Consider the following 15,525-nt stretch of genomic DNA (forward strand, 5'->3'; position numbering starts at 1 on the left):
CCTCGCCAGGGTGCTGTCTCGGCAGGGTTCTGTCTCGGCGGCGCAGGGGTCAGACGCCGTCGTCGACCCGGACGCGCTCCGTCAGGCCCCGGAGGAATCCCGCGCCCCAGGCCATGTGCATCGTCACGAGCGTCGCGGGCAGGGCGAGCGCTGCGCGCAGGTCGAGCCGAGGACGCCGCGACGCCGCGTGCGCCGACGCGGCGAGCACGCCCAGCAGATAGGTGGCGGGGGGGATCATCCCGATCAGCGTCACCGGCAGCGATCCCAGGACGCCACCCACGACGGCGACCAGCACCGACACGGCGAGCACGAGAACAGCTGTGGGCGGGGCGAGGTAGCGCAGGCTCGCGGTACCCGGGTTTCGGCGCACCACCTCACGGCGCCACATACCGGTCCGCCAGAACTGGGTCGCCACAGCACGCAGCGTGCGGCGCGGCTTGTACTCGACCACGAGCGACGGGTCGAACCACAGGAGGCTGCCACTGTTCCGCAGCCGGAGGCAGAGCTCCCAGTCCTGCGCCCGGACGTACACGGGCGAGTAGCCGCCCACCCGCTCCAGCGCCTCACGGCGGAACGTGCCCAGGTAGACCGTCTCGGCGGGGCCGGCGCTGCCACCCGTGTGGAACGAGGCGGCGCCGAGGCCTGCCGGGTGGCTCATGGCTCGGGCCACGGCCTTCTGCACGGGGGTGTCACCGACGGGCATCATGCGCCCGCCCACGCCGTCGGCCCCGGCGGCCTGCAGGGCCTCCACCGCACGGCGCACGTAGGTGGGCTCCGCGACGGTGTGGCCGTCCACGCGGACGAAGATCGAGTGGCCCTCCGGCATCCGCGCCAGCCCTGCGTTGAGTCCGAGCGGCTTGGAGCCCGTCGGGTTGTCCACGACGGTGACCCGGCCCGTCTCGGCCGCGAGCTTCTCGGCGATCTCGTGCGTGCGGTCCTGCGAGGGTCCCACCGCGAGCACCATGTGCAGCGGGTGCGGGTAGTCCTGCTCCATGATCGAGCGCACCATCGCCTCGAGGTACGGCTCCTCATCACGTATGACGGCGACCACCGTCACCAACGGCATGCTCGCCGCCTCAACCCGCTCGGGCACGTGGCCCCCTCTCGCGATCGCCGGGCCGGTGCGGCCCGGTCCCGGCTCCGTCCGGACTCCGGGAACATCGGAGGCGGGCGCCGCGCGTGCGGCGCCCGCCTCCGACCATCAACGTTCAGCGGGCCCGGTCGTCGCTCGAGGCGACGGAGCCCACGTCGTGCATACGGCCCGGGCAGTGTACGCGCCCGGACCTGTGTGGTTCCGCGGTGTCAGCTCAGGCGTCGACGCGACGGAGGCGCGACATCGGCGAGAACTCGCCGGGCATCACGCGCTTCTCGCCGTCACCGAGCGCCTTCTCGAGGATGCGGATGTCGCGCACCAGGTTCTCGAGACCCTTGGGCTCGAGCGAGGAAGCGTGGTCCGAGCCCCACATGGCGCGGTCCAGCGTGATGTGCCGCTCCACGGCGACGGCGCCCAGCGCCACGGCCGCGATCGAGATCTGGAGGCCGGTCTCGTGGCCCGAGTAGCCGACGGGCACGCCGTAGCGCTCCTGCAGCGTCGTGATGGTGCGCAGGTTCGCCTCCTCGGGGGGAAGCGGGTAGGTCGACGTGGAGTGCAGGATCACGAGCTTGCTCGTGTCGAGGATCTCCACGGCGGCGTCGATCTGCTCCAGCGTCGACATGCCCGTCGAGAGGATGATCGGCTTGCCCGTGGCGGCGAGCGCACGCAGCATCTCGTGGTCCGTCACCGAGGCGGAGGCCACCTTGTGGGTCGGCACGTTCATCTTCTCGAGGAAGTCGACCGAGGGGGCGTCCCACGGGGAAGCGAACCACTGCACGCCCTTGTCCTTGGCGTACGCGTCGATCTCCGTGTACTCCGGCTCCTCGAACTCAACCTTGTACTTGTACTCGAGGTACGTCATCTCGCCCCACGGCGTCTGACGAATCTTGTCGCGCTGGTCCTTCGGAGTGCTGATCTCCGGAGTGCGCTTCTGGAACTTCACGGCCTGGCACCCGGCCTCGACCGCGACGTCGATCAGCTTCTTGGCGATCTCGACGTCACCGTTGTGGTTGATGCCGATCTCACCGATCACGTACACGGGCTGGTCGGCGCCGACCTGCAGGTCGCCGATGGTGACCGGCGCGGGCTGCGCGTTCGTCGCGCTCATAAGAAGGTCCTTCCGAAAGGGTCGAGCACAGGGTAGTGCTGTTACGTGTCGTCGGGACTAACCGGTGACGACGGGGGTCTGGACGGCTGCCGTACTGGGGGCAGCTTCACCCTGACGCGCAGCGAGTATACGGTCACAGATCTCACGAACCGCACCGTTCCCGCCCTCGCGGGACAGGACGAGCCGGGCCTGTGCCCGCACTTCCGGGCGCGCGTCGGCCACCGCGACCGGCCAGCCGACCACGGCCATGGCGGCCAGGTCGTTGACGTCGTTGCCGACGTACGCGACCCGGGCCGGGTCCAGGTCCTGCTCCGCGATCCACGCACGCAGGGCAGCCGCCTTGTTCTCGACACCGTGCATGACCTGCACCTTCAGCTTGTCGGCACGAGAGGCGACCACCTTGTTGGTCTCTGTCGACAGGATGAGGATCGGCAGGCCGGTGCGGCGCAGGAGCGAGACGCCCATGCCGTCCCCGCGGCTGACGCGCACCTGCTCGGTACCGTGCTGGTCCACGGAGGCGTGGTCGTCGGTGTGCACGCCGTCGAAGTCGGTGACGAGCGCGTCGACGTCCAGCGGTCCGGGCGTGGCGTCGACGTCCTGGTCCACGAGCTGACGGGCGAGCCAGAGGTCACGCGGCTCGTCGATCTCGATGGCCCACTCCGGGGCGACCGGCTGGATACCGACGTCGCCGAAGAACCGCGTGCTGCCTGCACGAAACCCTTGCGTGCGCATCACATAGAAGGCACCGGTCTCGCGGAAGTGCGGCGCCCGCTCCTGGCGGCGCGGCCGGTACTCGGTGGTGTGCCCCACAGGGCTCGCGACGCCGTCGTCGATGCGCCACTGGAAGTCGTGCGTCTCGGAGACCGCCACCACCACGTCCTTCTCGCCCGTGGCGACCCGGCGGATGGCCGTGTCGAGGTCCTCGGGGTCGATGAACGGCGAGGTGCACTGCACCAGCACGGTCACGGGCGGGATCTCCTGGGGCGGCAGACCGCCGTCGCCGGCCTCGACCCGGTCCAGTACGTGCTGCAGGGCCGACTCGGAGGACGCCGTGCTGCCCGCGATCTCCGCCGGGCGCGCCACCACGCGCGCTCCGTGCAGCCGGGCCTCGGCGGCGATCTCGTCGTGATCGGTCGAGACGATGACCTCGGCCACCGACGACGCGGCGAGCGATGCCTGGACCGCGCGCCCGACCAGGGTGATCCCGTCCACCCGAGCGAGATTCTTCAGGGGCACGCCCTGTGAACCTCCCCGAGCCGGGATGATGACGACGGCGGACGGGGTTTCACCGGGTACAGACATACGTGGCACTCTCGAGTCGGTCGGCAGGGATATGCCGACCACAGTAGCGCTTCCGCACCGAGCGGCGTGCCTCACGAGGTGCCGTCGACGCAACCGGAGCGGGCCCAGATGTGGGATCCTGCCGTAGCACGCGGCGGTCGAGCGCCGCGCCCCCCAGAACCGATCCCCACGAAACGGCATGCGGCACCTGAGTGCCGGGGTTGCCGTGCCGAGAACGGAGACAGCTCGAGTGCCCGGAACCGAAGGTCGCAAGGCGGACTCCCCGAACCCCGACGGTGGCGTGCCCGGTGCAGTCTCTCGGTCCAAGCGCCGAACGAACGCGCGCCGCACCTCCGAGGTCATGCACGCGCTGCGGAGAGTCACGGGCGCCCGCCCCCAGCTCGACCCGATCACCACGCGCAGGCTCGCGAAGGGGCAGGTGGCCTGGACCGAGGTCCCGGCCGTGCGCACGGCGGCGCTCGACGGCGCCCGGGCGGCGATCGACCGGCAGGACCTGGCCGGGGCCGCCACGCTGACGAAGCTGCTGCGCACCGGTGCACCCGACGCCGAGACCGGGCGGCTCGCCGGCATCGTCGCCCTGCTCACCGGTGACCCGGAGGCCGCGGAGGAGCACTTCTACCAGGCGTCCAAGGGCACGGGCTCGGTGGCGCGGCGGCACACCAACGCGCGTCGGGCGGTCGAGGAGCTGCAGCAGCTGCTCGACCTGCGGGCCCGGGTGCTCGAGGTGGAGGGCCCAGAGGATCTGACCGACCTGCGGGACATCGCGGCATCGGCGTCCATCACGCATCGCAAGGCGGCCGACGCCGCGCTGGGCCGGTACCTCGTGGCATGCCTCACCCGGGGCATCGACGGGCCGTTGGGCCAGCTCCTGGACGAGTTCGCCGACGCCGGGCGGCTGACGGCGCTGAAGGCCCGGCCGAACCTGCTCGACGTCGCCGTCGAGAACGCCGAGTACCTCGCGACCGACGCCGACCACGCCGGCGCCCTCCACCTGCTGCAGACCACCTTCGAGCACTACGGCGTCGTCACCGAGCGCTACCTCCTGGCCCTCGGCACCTCGCTGTCGGCGCTCAGCCGCTACGGCGCCGCTCGCCGTGCCTTCCGCATCGCCAGCGCGGGCGTGGGCTCCGCACGCGCCGCACAGGTCGCCTGGATCATCCACGACGACGAGTCCGCGCACGCCCTGGCCCGCCGGGCGATCCGCCACGACATGCCGCGCTCCTCGGTCCGGACCGTGCTCGCCCGTACCGAGAACCCCATCACGCCGCCGGAGGCCGAGGCGACCCAAGGCGGTATGGGCCACGTCGCGTTCTACGTGGACCGCGGGGAGAACTTCGGCGACATCGTGCTGCCCGACGCCGTCCGGGACGCGATCAGCGAGCCCGCCGGCCGCTCCGAGTGGGTCCCCTTCCACGCGCACCAGGTGTTCGACGACGAGTTCGTCCGGATCGCGAACGCCCAGCGCGCGCTCGTCGTCGGTGGCGGCGGCCTGTTCCTCCCGGACACGTCGCCCAACGGGAACAGCGGCTGGCAGTGGAACGTGCCGCCGGCCTCGCTCGATGCGGTGCGTGTTCCCCTCTTCGCCTTCGCCGTGGGCTTCAACCTCTTCCTGGGGCAGCAGTTCAAGGGCGACCTCTTCCGCCGCAGCCTGATCGCCTTCACCAGCAAGGCCGAGTTCCTGGGGCTGCGCAACACCGGCTCGATGGAGCGCGTGCGCGCCATGCTGCCGGACGAGCTGCACGACAAGGTGCGCTTCGTGCCGTGCCCGACCACCGTGCTCGAGCACATCCGACCGGATCTCCCGGCAGCACGCACCGGCTCCGGCACGGTGCTGCTCAACGCCGCCTTCGACCGCAGCGAGCGGCGCTTCGGCGGCGGCTACGCGCAGTTCCTGGAGCACATCGTGGAGCTCGTGGAGAAGGCGAGCAGGGGTGGGGCCGAGGTCCGGATCGCCGCGCACACGCGCGGCGACCTGCGGCTCGCGAAGGACCTCGAGGCGGCGCACGACCTGTCGCTGCCCGTGGACGAGCTGCACAACATGGACCAGCCGGACGCCCTCGCCGTCTACCGGCAGGCCTCGCTCGTGATCGGCATGCGCGGTCACTCGACGATGATCCCGTTCGGCCTGGGCACCCCGGTGCTGAGCATCGTGTCGCACCCCAAGATGCGGTACTTCCTGGAGGACGTCGACCGCACGGACTGGGGTTTCGACGTGTCCGACCCCGATCTCGGCGCCCGGCTCGCGGAGCGCACCCTCGACGTGCTCGCCCGCGAGGAGGACTACCGGGCCGACGTCGCCGAACGGCAGCTCATCCTGCTGCCGCACGTCCGGGCGGCAGCCGAGGACGTCGCCAAGGTCTGATCCGCTCTCTCCGTTCCCGGCCGTTAGACTCGACCGGTCTCAGTACACCGAAAGGGAGTAATCGATGCCCACCATGCGGAGCGTGCCGCTCGGCCGTGAGCCCGGCGACGCGGAGATCGCGTCGTTCGCCGACCTGATCGACCGGCCACTGCTGATCGTCGGCAACGGGCCGTCGTCGGCCATGCCTCCCTACCACCGGATCCCGGCGGACGTGGTCGTCTTCCGCATGAACTGGTTCTTCCTGGAGAGCAACTACCACTTCGGGGACCGGGTGGACGCGTACTTCAGCGCCATCCCGAACGAGAAGCTGGAAAAGCTGCTGCAGGAGGAGATGCGGTCCAACCGGTATGACGTGCGCCGGATCCTCAGTCCGATGCGTCACGCCGCGAACCGCGACGGTGACAGGTACGGACTGGAGCCGATGCCCGGTGTCGAGGAGCTCGACTCGTGGTCCGTGCCGGCTCGGTTCCCCCGTCTCGCACGCGCCTTCATGAGCCGGCCCGGCCTGCCCACCACGGGGATGCAGGCGCTGGCGTTCGGCCTGGGCGTCGGTTTCCGCGAGATCTACCTCGCCGGCGTGGACATGTACGAGTCCAAGGACAGCCGATACGGCTACACGGTCACGCAGGCCGCGGAGTCCGCGCTCAAGGACAAGGACCTCACGCCGGGCTACGAGTCGGCGCACGGGCTCGACTCGGACCTCTCCTTCCTGCGCTCGTGCCTCACCGAGTTCCCGGACGCGACGATCCGCTCCGTGAGCCAGTCGGACACGCTGCACCTGTTCGTGCCGCAGGCCGACGAGCTCGCCGACCGCCCGCACCTCACCCCGGAGGCGGTACCGACCCTCGCCGCGTCCAAGGACACGGTGGACCTCACATTCGCCGAGGTGGGCGAGGACACGTCGGTCGTCATCCCCGAGGTCGGCGGTCCGCTGTGGAAGGAGATCGACGGTCGCAAGTGCGCGTACGTCACTGTCGTCTCCGGCGCGTACCACCATGGCGCACGCGCCCTGGCGAACTCGCTGCGCAAGCACTCGGACGTCCCGCTGATCGCGCTGGTCACACCGGACGCCGACCGCGCGGCGCTGGCCGCCAGCGGCATCCGGACCATCCAGGTGCCCGGCATCCGCAACCCGATGAACTCGGGCGGCAGGAAGATCCAGGCCCGCTTCGCGATGACCTACACGAAGCTGCACGTGTTCCGGCTCGACTTCTTCGACCGGCTCGTCTACCTGGACAGTGACACGGTCGTCAAGGGCAACCTGGACGATCTGTTCGACGGCGACGGCTTCGCCGCCGTGCCCGACGCGGGTCTGGACCTGCCCGACGGCACCGTGTTCAACTCCGGCGTCTTCGCCGTGAACCCGTCGCACGGAATGTTCGAGAAGATGATGTCCGAGCTCAACCACACGACGTCGTACGACGGCGGGGACCAGGGCTTCCTCAACGAGTTCTTCTCGGACTGGCGCAAGCTCCCCCTGGAGTACAACACCACCAAGCGCATCTACTCCCACCACCCGCAGGTGTTCAACGACGAGGACGTCAAGGTCCTCCACTACGTGGGGCGCAAGCCGTGGGAGCCGACGTCGAAGGGTGAGCGGTACGACCAGCTCGACTATGCCTGGCTCGACCACCTTGCCGACTGGGAGAAGAACGAGCTGGTGCGCGACCTGCGGCACGCCGCGGCCGGCGGGAAGCCCCCGGAGGCGGGGAGCAACAGCCCGTTCCGTCAGGCCCAGCTCGCGAACAAGACGAACAAGGCCAGTGAGGCCGTGCGTGTCATCGAGGCCGTCATGACGCAGCGCGAGGCGACGTCGGCGGAGCTGCGCGAGCTCGCCAAGGCATACCGTCGCCTGGGCCGCCATGACGACTGCGCGCGCGTGCTCAAGCAGGCCTACGCGATCGACCCGCGCCGGAGCGTCATGCGGGACGCGATGCTGGCACAGGCGCGCTCGATCAAGAACAGGCTCGCCTGACGCCGCTGCCATAGGACGTGGCAGGACAAAGCTGGGGCGGTGCGAACCATGTGGTTCGCACCGCCCCAGCTCTTGTCCCTACCTCGGCTGTCTACCTCGGCGGAGGGCTCAGCTGCCCGTGAGCTTCTTGCGCAGCGGCCGCAGCCGGCGACGCAGGCCCGCGGTCATCGACTGGCGGGGAACAGCGGCAAGCTCGAGGTCCTTGCGGGCCTTGTTGAGCTCGCGCTTGAGCCGGCCGTTGTCCTGCTCCATCTTGTCGAACCGCATGGACGCGTCGTACGCCCGGGCCGCGGTACGGCGCTCCGGCGGCGTCAGCGCACGGAAGGACGGCGTGACCGTCTCGCCCGTGAGGCTCTTGTAGATGTCGGCGAGGTTGCCCATCGACGTGTCGAAGAAGCGCTGGCGGACGTCGGCAAGCTCCTTGCGCAGCTCCGGCTGACGCTCGTGGACCTCGTTGATCGTCGTGTACAGGGTGTCCTGGAAGCCGTCCTTGCGCGGGTCGATCGCCCAGTCCGCGTGGCCGATGTCGGTCGCGAAGTAGCGGATCTTGTGGTGCACGTACAGGGACAGCGGGATGGTGCCCATGCCGAACGGAACCATCTGCGCGTGCCCGCGTGTCCCGAGGATGATCGGCAGATCCGCGAAGTACTCGATGCCCTTGTACAGCACGTCACGAGAGCCCCACAGGACGTGCTCGCTGCTCACGACCCCACGCTCGGTGAGAAGGTCGTGGAAGCCCATGTCGGCACGCGCGTGCGGAACGCTCTCGATCCGCCAGCCCTCCCCGGAGAGCTTCTCCAGGACATCGACCTGGTCGGCGTAGATCTTGCCCGCGTCGAACCCGGCGCGCGCCTGGCGCTTGCCCACGATCGACTCGGCCGCGATACGGCGCTCGTGCGGGATCTCGGCCTGGTACAGGTCGGGGTAGAGATAGGACGACACCGTCGTCGGGCAGGGCTGGTACTTGACCCGGTCCCGGTTCGGCGCGCTGATGTACTCCTTGATGGTCTCCACGGAGCCGTGGTTGCGCAGACCGAAGAAGACCGACTTCTCGAGGGTCAGGTTCACGTGCTCGCGGAACGGGTCCGCGAAGTCCGCCTGGTCGATGAACCGGTTGTTGCCCACGGAGAAGATGATGAGCGGCTTCTCGATGCGACGCAGCAGGTCCAGCGAGATGTTCCACTGCCAGCCGGACCGCTGGTTCGGGTTGGTGTCGCTCAGGAAGAGCCCACCACCGCCGATGACGACAGCATCGACGTTCTCGTTGATGAAGTCGACGAGACGCGGCGTCACGGGGTCCCGCAACTGTCGGCTCTGGACGACCTCGAAGGCATCCCCGCCCGCGAAACCTTCGAACAGCTCGCGCACTGCTTCGAACAGCAGCGTGTCGCCGTAGTTGCCGTAGGTCTTGATGTCGAAATGGAACAGTCGAAGTCGCTTCATCGTGTCACGCGCCGGTTCTTGTAGTGCACGGGCACCATCCTTGATCACTGTGGTCAGATCTGCCAAGCCCGCCGTCGGGGACGGCAGGACGTCGTGGAGCGGGTCGGTTCACTTCCCGCCGGGGAGATAGGGCGACTCGCCCTTGTTCACCTCGAGGTCCACCGCGTCCTTCGAGAGGCCGCCGGTGACCATACCGTGCAGCGCCTTGTTGGACGGCACGAGCGCGGTCAGCATCTCCTCGCGCTGCTCCGGGGTCAGGAGCAGCGGCGAAGAGTGCGTCACGTTGGAGAAGTTGGCATCGAGGAACAGTCGCAGCTTGCGCCGGTCCTCCGCCTCGAGCTCGGCGTTGCCGACGAGCGCGAGCTTCAGCGCCGCGTCAGAATACCCCCGGTTGACGGCCTCGGTGTTGAAGGGGAACTTGGGCTGGACGCCCACGCCGGTCTGCTGGAAGAACTCCCGCACGAACGGCCGCGAGCGCAGCTGCTTGATGCTCTCGAAGTAGTTCACGCGGACCTCGGAGCCTGCGGGGACCGAAGCCTTGATCTTCTCGACCAGGCTGTCCCAGCGCAGGTTGTCGGTGGTCACCGGTTCCATGAACTCCTCGAAGGACTTCGTCGATCCCACGCGGACGGTCTGGAGGTAGGAGCTCTCGACGAACCGGTCCTGGCGCCGTACGTAGAGCAGCACGGTGGTGCGCTCCGGCTGCAGCACCTCGTGCGCGATCCGCAGGATGTCGTCGGCGGGCGCGTACAGCGGTCCGCTCCGGAAGGAGTGCACCGAGGCCAGGAGGTCCTCGTGCGAGATGACCAGGCTGTCCTGGGTCGCCGCGTCGCGAACCATCTCGAACGCCTTGTTCACGTTGCTCAGGGCACCGTCCTGGCGCCGCCACCGGGAGTGGCGTCCCTCCGTGAGGTTCTCGTACTCGTTGCGGATCAGGACGTCGTAGCCGCGACGCGCGAATGCCTCACGATTCGAGCGCAGCGCCTTCTGCACCAGCGTCGTACCGGTCTTGTGGGCGCCGACGTGGAGGACGAGGTGCTTCACGGAAACCAACCTTTCGGGACTGATGAACGCCCCCGAGGATACAGGCGGTCCTCACCCGGCTCGTGAAGTGCCTCGGCAGCGCCTCACCAGCGCACGAACGCGACCGCGCTGACCCGTACCCTCGCGTCGTCCAGCGTCCGTAGCGTCACCCGTCCGGACCTGGCCTCCGGGAGCCGAACGGTGAGTACGCGCCGCGCGGCGCTCGCGCCGTCGGTGTCGAGCACCGCCACGCGCGTGGTCCCGACGTAGACCGCCAGGCGGCCCCGGCCGGGCGCCGTCGCGGCCATGACCCGCACCTGTGTCAGACGCTCGACGGAGGTGACCACCAGCCGGCTGTCGGCATGGATGGTGGACCATGCCCGGCCACGGAAGTAGGCGTCGTCGGCGACCTGGGCCCACGTGCCGGTGGTGCGAGCCGTCGCGGTGAACGGCACCGGACGGGTGGTGCGCACGAGGTGCGAGATCGGGCCGAGCCTGCCGTCGCGGTCCACGGCCCGTACCGCGTACTGCACCGAGAGCCCTTCGGCGGCGTACAGGTTGGCGGACGTGCCGGACACCGTGATGATGCGGCGCCAGTAGCGCTCGTTCGGCATGGGCGACCGGTGTCCCGCGTACCGCTCCAGCACCTGGTAGCGCACCGCTCCCGGCTCCGGTGCCCAGGAGAAGCGCGTACGGGCGGGCCACTGGACCGGGTACTGGTTCGCCCCCGCCGCGTGCGCCGTGATCTTGCCGGTGGTGTACCGGACGGTGCCGTGGCGGTCGAGCGCAGCGTTCTTCATCGCTCGCACCGCGCGCCGGATCGCGGGCAGACGCTCGACCAGCCGCTCCCCCGGGCACGCGGTCACGTTCGTCGTGCGATGCCCCAGGATGCGCGGCACCCGCACCACGTCGCCCGGGTCGCTCCGGGTGCCGGAACCCGAGCTGCCCCCGTTGGGCAGGCCGACCGTCCCGGTCACCGGGACGTGATAGCGGTACGCCTTCCACGCGAGCACCCGTTCGATGCTGCGCAGCATCGAACGGGTGGGGCCCGCCGTCCCGAAGCTGCCCATGGCCGAGATCCCGATGGTGCCCGTGTTGAACCCGCCCGCCTGTGCGCCGATCGGGTTGTCGGTGGCCGCCTCCCGGCGGCCCACGAAGACCTTGCCGAACCGGTCGACGAGGAACTGGTAGCCGATGTCCGGCCACCCGCGCGCCCCGGTGTGATACGCGTGGATGCCGCGGACGATCGCCGCCGACTGGCTCCGGGAGTACGCGTTGGTACCCGCCGTGTGGTGCACGTACATCGCGTCCAGCCGGCCCGACAGCTCCGGCCACGACGACCCGCGCGACTCGTCGGCGCCCCAACCGCTGCGTGGCACCAGCGACGGGCGGATCTCGTCGCCCGTCGCCGCGCTCGCCGAGGCTGCCGGCCGCGCGGGCCCTCCGGCGTCGGCGTCGGCGTCGGCGGCACGCACGCCCGGGTCCACCATGTCGATCCGGAGGCCGGCCGGCACCCGCCCGCTCCGGGTCCGTACGCGGGCCTGCACGGCGTCGGCGCCGGTGGAGAGGAACGGCTCGGTGCCGGCCCGCCGGTCGGCGGGTCCGCCGACGTCGTCCCCGACACCGTCCACCCCGACCGACTGCCATGCGCCCCAGCCCTGGCCCTCGCGGACACGCAGAGCCACCTCGGTGACCTCCGCGTCCGACCCGGCAACCCACGTGACACCGGCGACGAGGAACTCCCGGGTCTCGGTCCGAGCGCTCAGCGCGGCAAGTCGGCCGTGAAGCGGCTCCCCGTCGCCGGTCGTACGAGCCTCTCGGTGCTCCGCGGCATGTCCTTGAGCGGCGCGCAGCGCGCTCGGGTCGCGCCCGGCGGCGGCGTCGATCCCCGTGAGCCGCACCTGGTCGAGCTGCGGTGGCACGGCCGCGGCCTCCGGCAGGGGCAGCTCGACCACCGGCAGCAGGACACCGCCGACCGCGAGGACGAGAGTCAGGAACGTCGTGGTCGTGCGCCGCGCGAAGGGCCCCATCTTCTCGACCGTAGCCACGGCCCCTGAGCCGCGCACCAGGATGCGCATGGATCAACTTCTGGCCCCTCCACGAGGTGCCCTTCCCGCTTTCGTGGTGCACAGTGAAAAGGAATGAGACGAGAGCACCATGCACATCCGATCTGGCACTGACCGAACTACCCGGATTCATCCCGCGCGCGAGCGCGAGCGCCACGGCGGGAGACGCCGCACGAGGCCCTGGCACAGCCTGCTCCTGGCCCTTGTCCTGGCCGCGGCGACGCTCGTCGCGACACCGGGTACGGCGTCCGCCGCCGACGTGCCGAGCCGGTTCGTCGTCCAGGGCTCCGGCTACGGGCACGGCGTGGGGATGGCCCAGTACGGAGCGTACGAGATGTCTCGGCGCGGTTCGTCGGCCACCGGCATCCTGGGCCACTACTACACCGGCACGGCCGCGGCGCGGAAGGCGACGAAGGCCCTGATCGACGTCCAGGTCTACGGACCGGAGCCCTACGGGTTCTCGGGCTACGCCGACCAGGGCGCCACGAAGGTCGTGGTGCGTGGCGGCGGCTGGCGGCTGCGCGCGGGCGAGCGGACCGTCGCGTTCGGCCCGGCGGGCACGCTGAGCGTGTCGACGTCGCGCGGCGACGTCCTGGTCCGTACGCCGGACGGCGAGCTCCACCGGCACGAGAAGCTCGTGCTGCACTGGGCCGGCACCCCGTACTACAAGAAGGGCACGAGCCCGGCGACCGTGACCGTCGCGGGTGCGCACGGCTCCTACCGGTACGGACGGCTCCTGCTCAGCGCCTCGGAGGGCGTCGCGAACATCGTGAACCGGTTGCGGCTCAACACCGAGTACCTGTACGGCCTCGCCGAGATGCCCGCGTCCTGGGGCTCGACCGGCGGTCAGCAGGCGCTGCGCGCCCAGGCCGTCGTCGCCCGCTCGTACGCCGTGACCAGGACGGGGCAGTGGAAGAGCACCTGCCGGTGCCACCTGGTGGACGACGTGCGGGACCAGCAGTTCTCCGGCTGGAGGCATGCGTCGGGCCCGTACAGCACGTACTGGCGTGCGGCGGTCGACTCCACGACGACCGCGCTCACCACCGGGAGCGTCCTGACCTACGCCGGCACGACGGTCGCCACCCACTACTACTCGTCGAGCGGCGGGCGGACGGCGAACTCCGAGGACGTGTGGTCGTCGGCCATCCCGTACGAGCGGTCCGTGCCGGACCCCTACTCGAAGGTGGCGCCGGGCAACAGCAACGCCGTCTGGCGGCGCGGGATCGGGCAGTCCAAGGCCCAGGACCTGTTCGGGCTGGGGCAGGTGGCGAGCATCCGGGTGGCCGACCGGTACTCGAGCGGCCAGGCCAAGCGGCTCGTCGCCACGTCACCGAGCGGACGCACCGCCAGCATCTCGGGATCGGCCGACCGGATCCGGGCCCTTGTCGGGTCCCACACGATCGCGGGCAGCGTGCCGTCGTCCTGGTTCACGAAGATCGTCGAGGACTGACGCCGCCGGGTCAGAGCGGGCGGGAGTCCGACTCCAGGAGGACCGGGATGCCGTCGCGCACCGGATAGGCGAGCGGCCGGTCGGCATCGGTCGAGTGCAGCTCCGGCTCCCCGCCGGGCCCCACGCCGTCCACCAGGGTCGCGCCCGTGACGGGACACCGCAGGATCTCGCGCACCCACGGCTCCAGCGCCTCGATCTTGTCGGTGCCGGTCTGGTCAGTACTCACGGTGTCTCTTCTCCCTCGGCCGAACCGGTGGCCTGCCCACGTACGAGCGACAGGACGTCGTCGCGCACCTTCTCCATGATGTCCTGGTCGGCCGCCTCCACGTTGAGCCGCAGCAGCGGCTCCGTGTTGGACGCCCGCAGGTTGAACCACCACTGCGGGTGACCGTCCCAGTTCGACACCGTCACCCCGTCCAGGGTGTCGACGTCGATCCCGGGGTACGCCAGGCGATAGGCGTCCAGCACCCGCGTGGTCGCCGCCGCGGCGTCCGGGACGCGCGAGTTGATCTCGCCGGAGGACACGTACGGCTCGTACATCTCCGCGACCTCGGACAGCGGGTGGGGCTGCGTACCGAGCGCCGCGAGCACGTGCAGCGCGGCCAGCATCCCGGTGTCGGCGAAGAAGAAGTCCCTGAAGTAGTAGTGGGCGCTGTGCTCCCCGCCGAACACGGCGTCGTTCGACGCCATCTCCGCCTTGATGTACGAGTGCCCCACGCGGGTGCGGACCACCTGCGCCCCAGCGGTCGACAGCAGGTCCGGCACGGCTCGCGACGTGATCAGGTTGTGGATGATCGTCGGCGTGCGCCCGGCCGCCTTCTCCTTCTCGACCTCCCGGAGGCCGACCAGCGCCGTGATCGCCGACGGCGACACCGGCACGCCCTTCTCGTCGACCACGAAGCAGCGGTCGGCGTCGCCGTCGAACGCGAGCCCGATGTCGGCGCCGTTCGCGACGACCGCCGTCTGCAGGTCGAGCAGGTTGGCCGGCTCCAGGGGGTTCGCCTCGTGGTTGGGGAACGTGCCGTCCAGCTCGAAGTACATCGGCACCAGGTCCAGCGGAAGCTGCGGCAGGCCTGCGTCCGTGCCCAGTACCGCCGGGACCGTCAGGCCCGCCATTCCGTTGCCCGCGTCGATGACGACCTTGAGCGGCCGGATGCCCGCAAGGTCCACGAGGTCCCGCAGGAACGCGGCGTACTCGCCCAGCATCTCCTTGTCGGTCACGGTCCCGCCGGCCAGGCCTGTCGAGGTCTCGGCCGAACCGTCGAGGAGACCCTGCGCGACCGCGCGGATCTCGGCGAGCCCCGTCGCGTCCCCCACCGGCCGCGCGCCGGTGCGGCACAGCTTGATGCCGTTGTACTCGGCCGGGTTGTGGCTCGCGGTGAACATGGCGCCCGGCAGGCCCAGCACGCCCGAGGCGTGGTACAGCCCGTCCGTGGAACACAGCCCGATCCGGAGCACGTCCACTCCCTCGGCGGTGAGCCCGGCGGCGAAGGCGTCCACGAGGCCGGGCCCCGAGTCGCGCATGTCGCGTCCGACGACGGCGGCCGGGCGGGTGTCACCCGTAGCCTCCGGCAGCACCACCACCCGGGCGAACGCCGTGCCGATCGCACGCGCCACCTCCGGCGAGAGCTCCTCGGGCACCAGTCCCCGGACGTCGTACGCCTTGATGATCCTGCTGAGGTCGAGAGCCACGTCGACAGCGT

Annotated in this window: 11 protein-coding genes; 3 read left to right on the forward strand and 8 right to left on the reverse strand. The window is 70.3% G+C overall.

The features are described from left to right. Positions 1-49: 49 nt before the first annotated feature. The 3 genes from LUM46_RS19550 to LUM46_RS19560 form a co-directional block, all read right to left on the reverse strand. Positions 50-1,066 (reverse strand): glycosyltransferase family 2 protein, encoded by a 1,017-nt coding sequence (locus LUM46_RS19550; protein ID WP_274996229.1) that lies wholly within the window; start codon positions 1,064-1,066, stop codon positions 50-52. A 241-nt stretch (positions 1,067-1,307) separates the two neighbouring features. Beyond that, positions 1,308-2,201 (reverse strand): N-acetylneuraminate synthase family protein, encoded by an 894-nt coding sequence (locus tag LUM46_RS19555; RefSeq protein WP_274996230.1) that lies wholly within the window; start codon positions 2,199-2,201, stop codon positions 1,308-1,310. Between the two features lie 57 nt (positions 2,202-2,258). Beyond that, complete coding sequence (locus LUM46_RS19560; RefSeq protein ID WP_274996231.1) at positions 2,259-3,503, reverse strand: acylneuraminate cytidylyltransferase; 1,245 nt, start codon at positions 3,501-3,503, stop codon at positions 2,259-2,261. Positions 3,504-3,732: 229 nt separating this feature from the next. On the opposite strand from LUM46_RS19560, the gene LUM46_RS19565 reads away from it, so the two are divergent. Continuing rightward, the gene (locus LUM46_RS19565) at positions 3,733-5,865 is read left to right on the forward strand and encodes a polysaccharide pyruvyl transferase family protein (protein WP_274996232.1); all 2,133 of its coding nucleotides are present in this window, start codon (positions 3,733-3,735) and stop codon (positions 5,863-5,865) included. 64 nt (positions 5,866-5,929) lie between these two features. Next, the gene (locus LUM46_RS19570) at positions 5,930-7,840 is read left to right on the forward strand and encodes a glycosyltransferase (RefSeq protein WP_274996233.1); all 1,911 of its coding nucleotides are present in this window, start codon (positions 5,930-5,932) and stop codon (positions 7,838-7,840) included. A gap of 108 nt (positions 7,841-7,948) precedes the next feature. Here the strand turns inward: LUM46_RS19570 and LUM46_RS19575 are convergent, their stop codons facing one another. The 3 genes from LUM46_RS19575 to LUM46_RS19585 all read right to left on the reverse strand — a co-directional run bounded on the left by LUM46_RS19575 (position 7,949) and on the right by LUM46_RS19585 (position 12,336). Next, positions 7,949-9,283 (reverse strand): polysaccharide pyruvyl transferase family protein, encoded by a 1,335-nt coding sequence (locus LUM46_RS19575; RefSeq protein ID WP_274996234.1) that lies wholly within the window; start codon positions 9,281-9,283, stop codon positions 7,949-7,951. Between the two features lie 108 nt (positions 9,284-9,391). Beyond that, positions 9,392-10,327: a hypothetical protein gene (locus tag LUM46_RS19580; RefSeq protein ID WP_274996236.1), complete on the reverse strand. Its 936-nt coding sequence runs from the start codon at positions 10,325-10,327 to the stop codon at positions 9,392-9,394. 83 nt (positions 10,328-10,410) lie between these two features. After that, positions 10,411-12,336: an N-acetylmuramoyl-L-alanine amidase gene (locus LUM46_RS19585; protein WP_274996237.1), complete on the reverse strand. Its 1,926-nt coding sequence runs from the start codon at positions 12,334-12,336 to the stop codon at positions 10,411-10,413. 127 nt (positions 12,337-12,463) lie between these two features. Here LUM46_RS19585 and LUM46_RS19590 point away from each other — a divergent pair, with 127 nt between their 5' ends. Then, entirely contained in the window at positions 12,464-13,822 is a 1,359-nt protein-coding gene (locus LUM46_RS19590; RefSeq protein ID WP_274996238.1) for a SpoIID/LytB domain-containing protein, read from the forward strand. A 10-nt stretch (positions 13,823-13,832) separates the two neighbouring features. Here the strand turns inward: LUM46_RS19590 and LUM46_RS19595 are convergent, their stop codons facing one another. Further along, a complete protein-coding gene (locus LUM46_RS19595) occupies positions 13,833-14,048 on the reverse strand; it encodes a Trm112 family protein (protein ID WP_274996239.1) in 216 nt (71 codons plus the stop codon). Continuing rightward, positions 14,045-15,514, reverse strand: coding sequence for a phosphomannomutase/phosphoglucomutase (locus LUM46_RS19600; RefSeq protein WP_274996241.1), 1,470 nt, complete (start codon positions 15,512-15,514; stop codon positions 14,045-14,047). The genes LUM46_RS19595 and LUM46_RS19600 overlap by 4 nt, the downstream gene beginning before the upstream one ends. Between the last annotated feature and the right edge of the window lie 11 nt (positions 15,515-15,525).

This window comes from Promicromonospora iranensis, from assembly GCF_028994805.1.
GTDB classification, from domain to species: domain Bacteria; phylum Actinomycetota; class Actinomycetes; order Actinomycetales; family Cellulomonadaceae; genus Promicromonospora; species Promicromonospora iranensis.

Bases quoted from the DNA above. Each gene is read 5' to 3' on its own strand.
- LUM46_RS19550 (WP_274996229.1), bottom strand. From the start codon at position 1,066: ATGCCGTTGGTGACGGTGGTCGCCGTCATACGTGATGAGGAGCCGTAC.
- LUM46_RS19555 (WP_274996230.1), bottom strand. From the start codon at position 2,201: ATGAGCGCGACGAACGCGCAGCCCGCGCCGGTCACCATCGGCGACCTG.
- LUM46_RS19560 (WP_274996231.1), bottom strand. From the start codon at position 3,503: ATGTCTGTACCCGGTGAAACCCCGTCCGCCGTCGTCATCATCCCGGCT.
- LUM46_RS19570 (WP_274996233.1), top strand. From the start codon at position 5,930: ATGCCCACCATGCGGAGCGTGCCGCTCGGCCGTGAGCCCGGCGACGCG.
- LUM46_RS19575 (WP_274996234.1), bottom strand. From the start codon at position 9,283: ATGAAGCGACTTCGACTGTTCCATTTCGACATCAAGACCTACGGCAAC.
- LUM46_RS19585 (WP_274996237.1), bottom strand. From the start codon at position 12,336: ATGGGGCCCTTCGCGCGGCGCACGACCACGACGTTCCTGACTCTCGTC.
- LUM46_RS19590 (WP_274996238.1), top strand. From the start codon at position 12,464: ATGCACATCCGATCTGGCACTGACCGAACTACCCGGATTCATCCCGCG.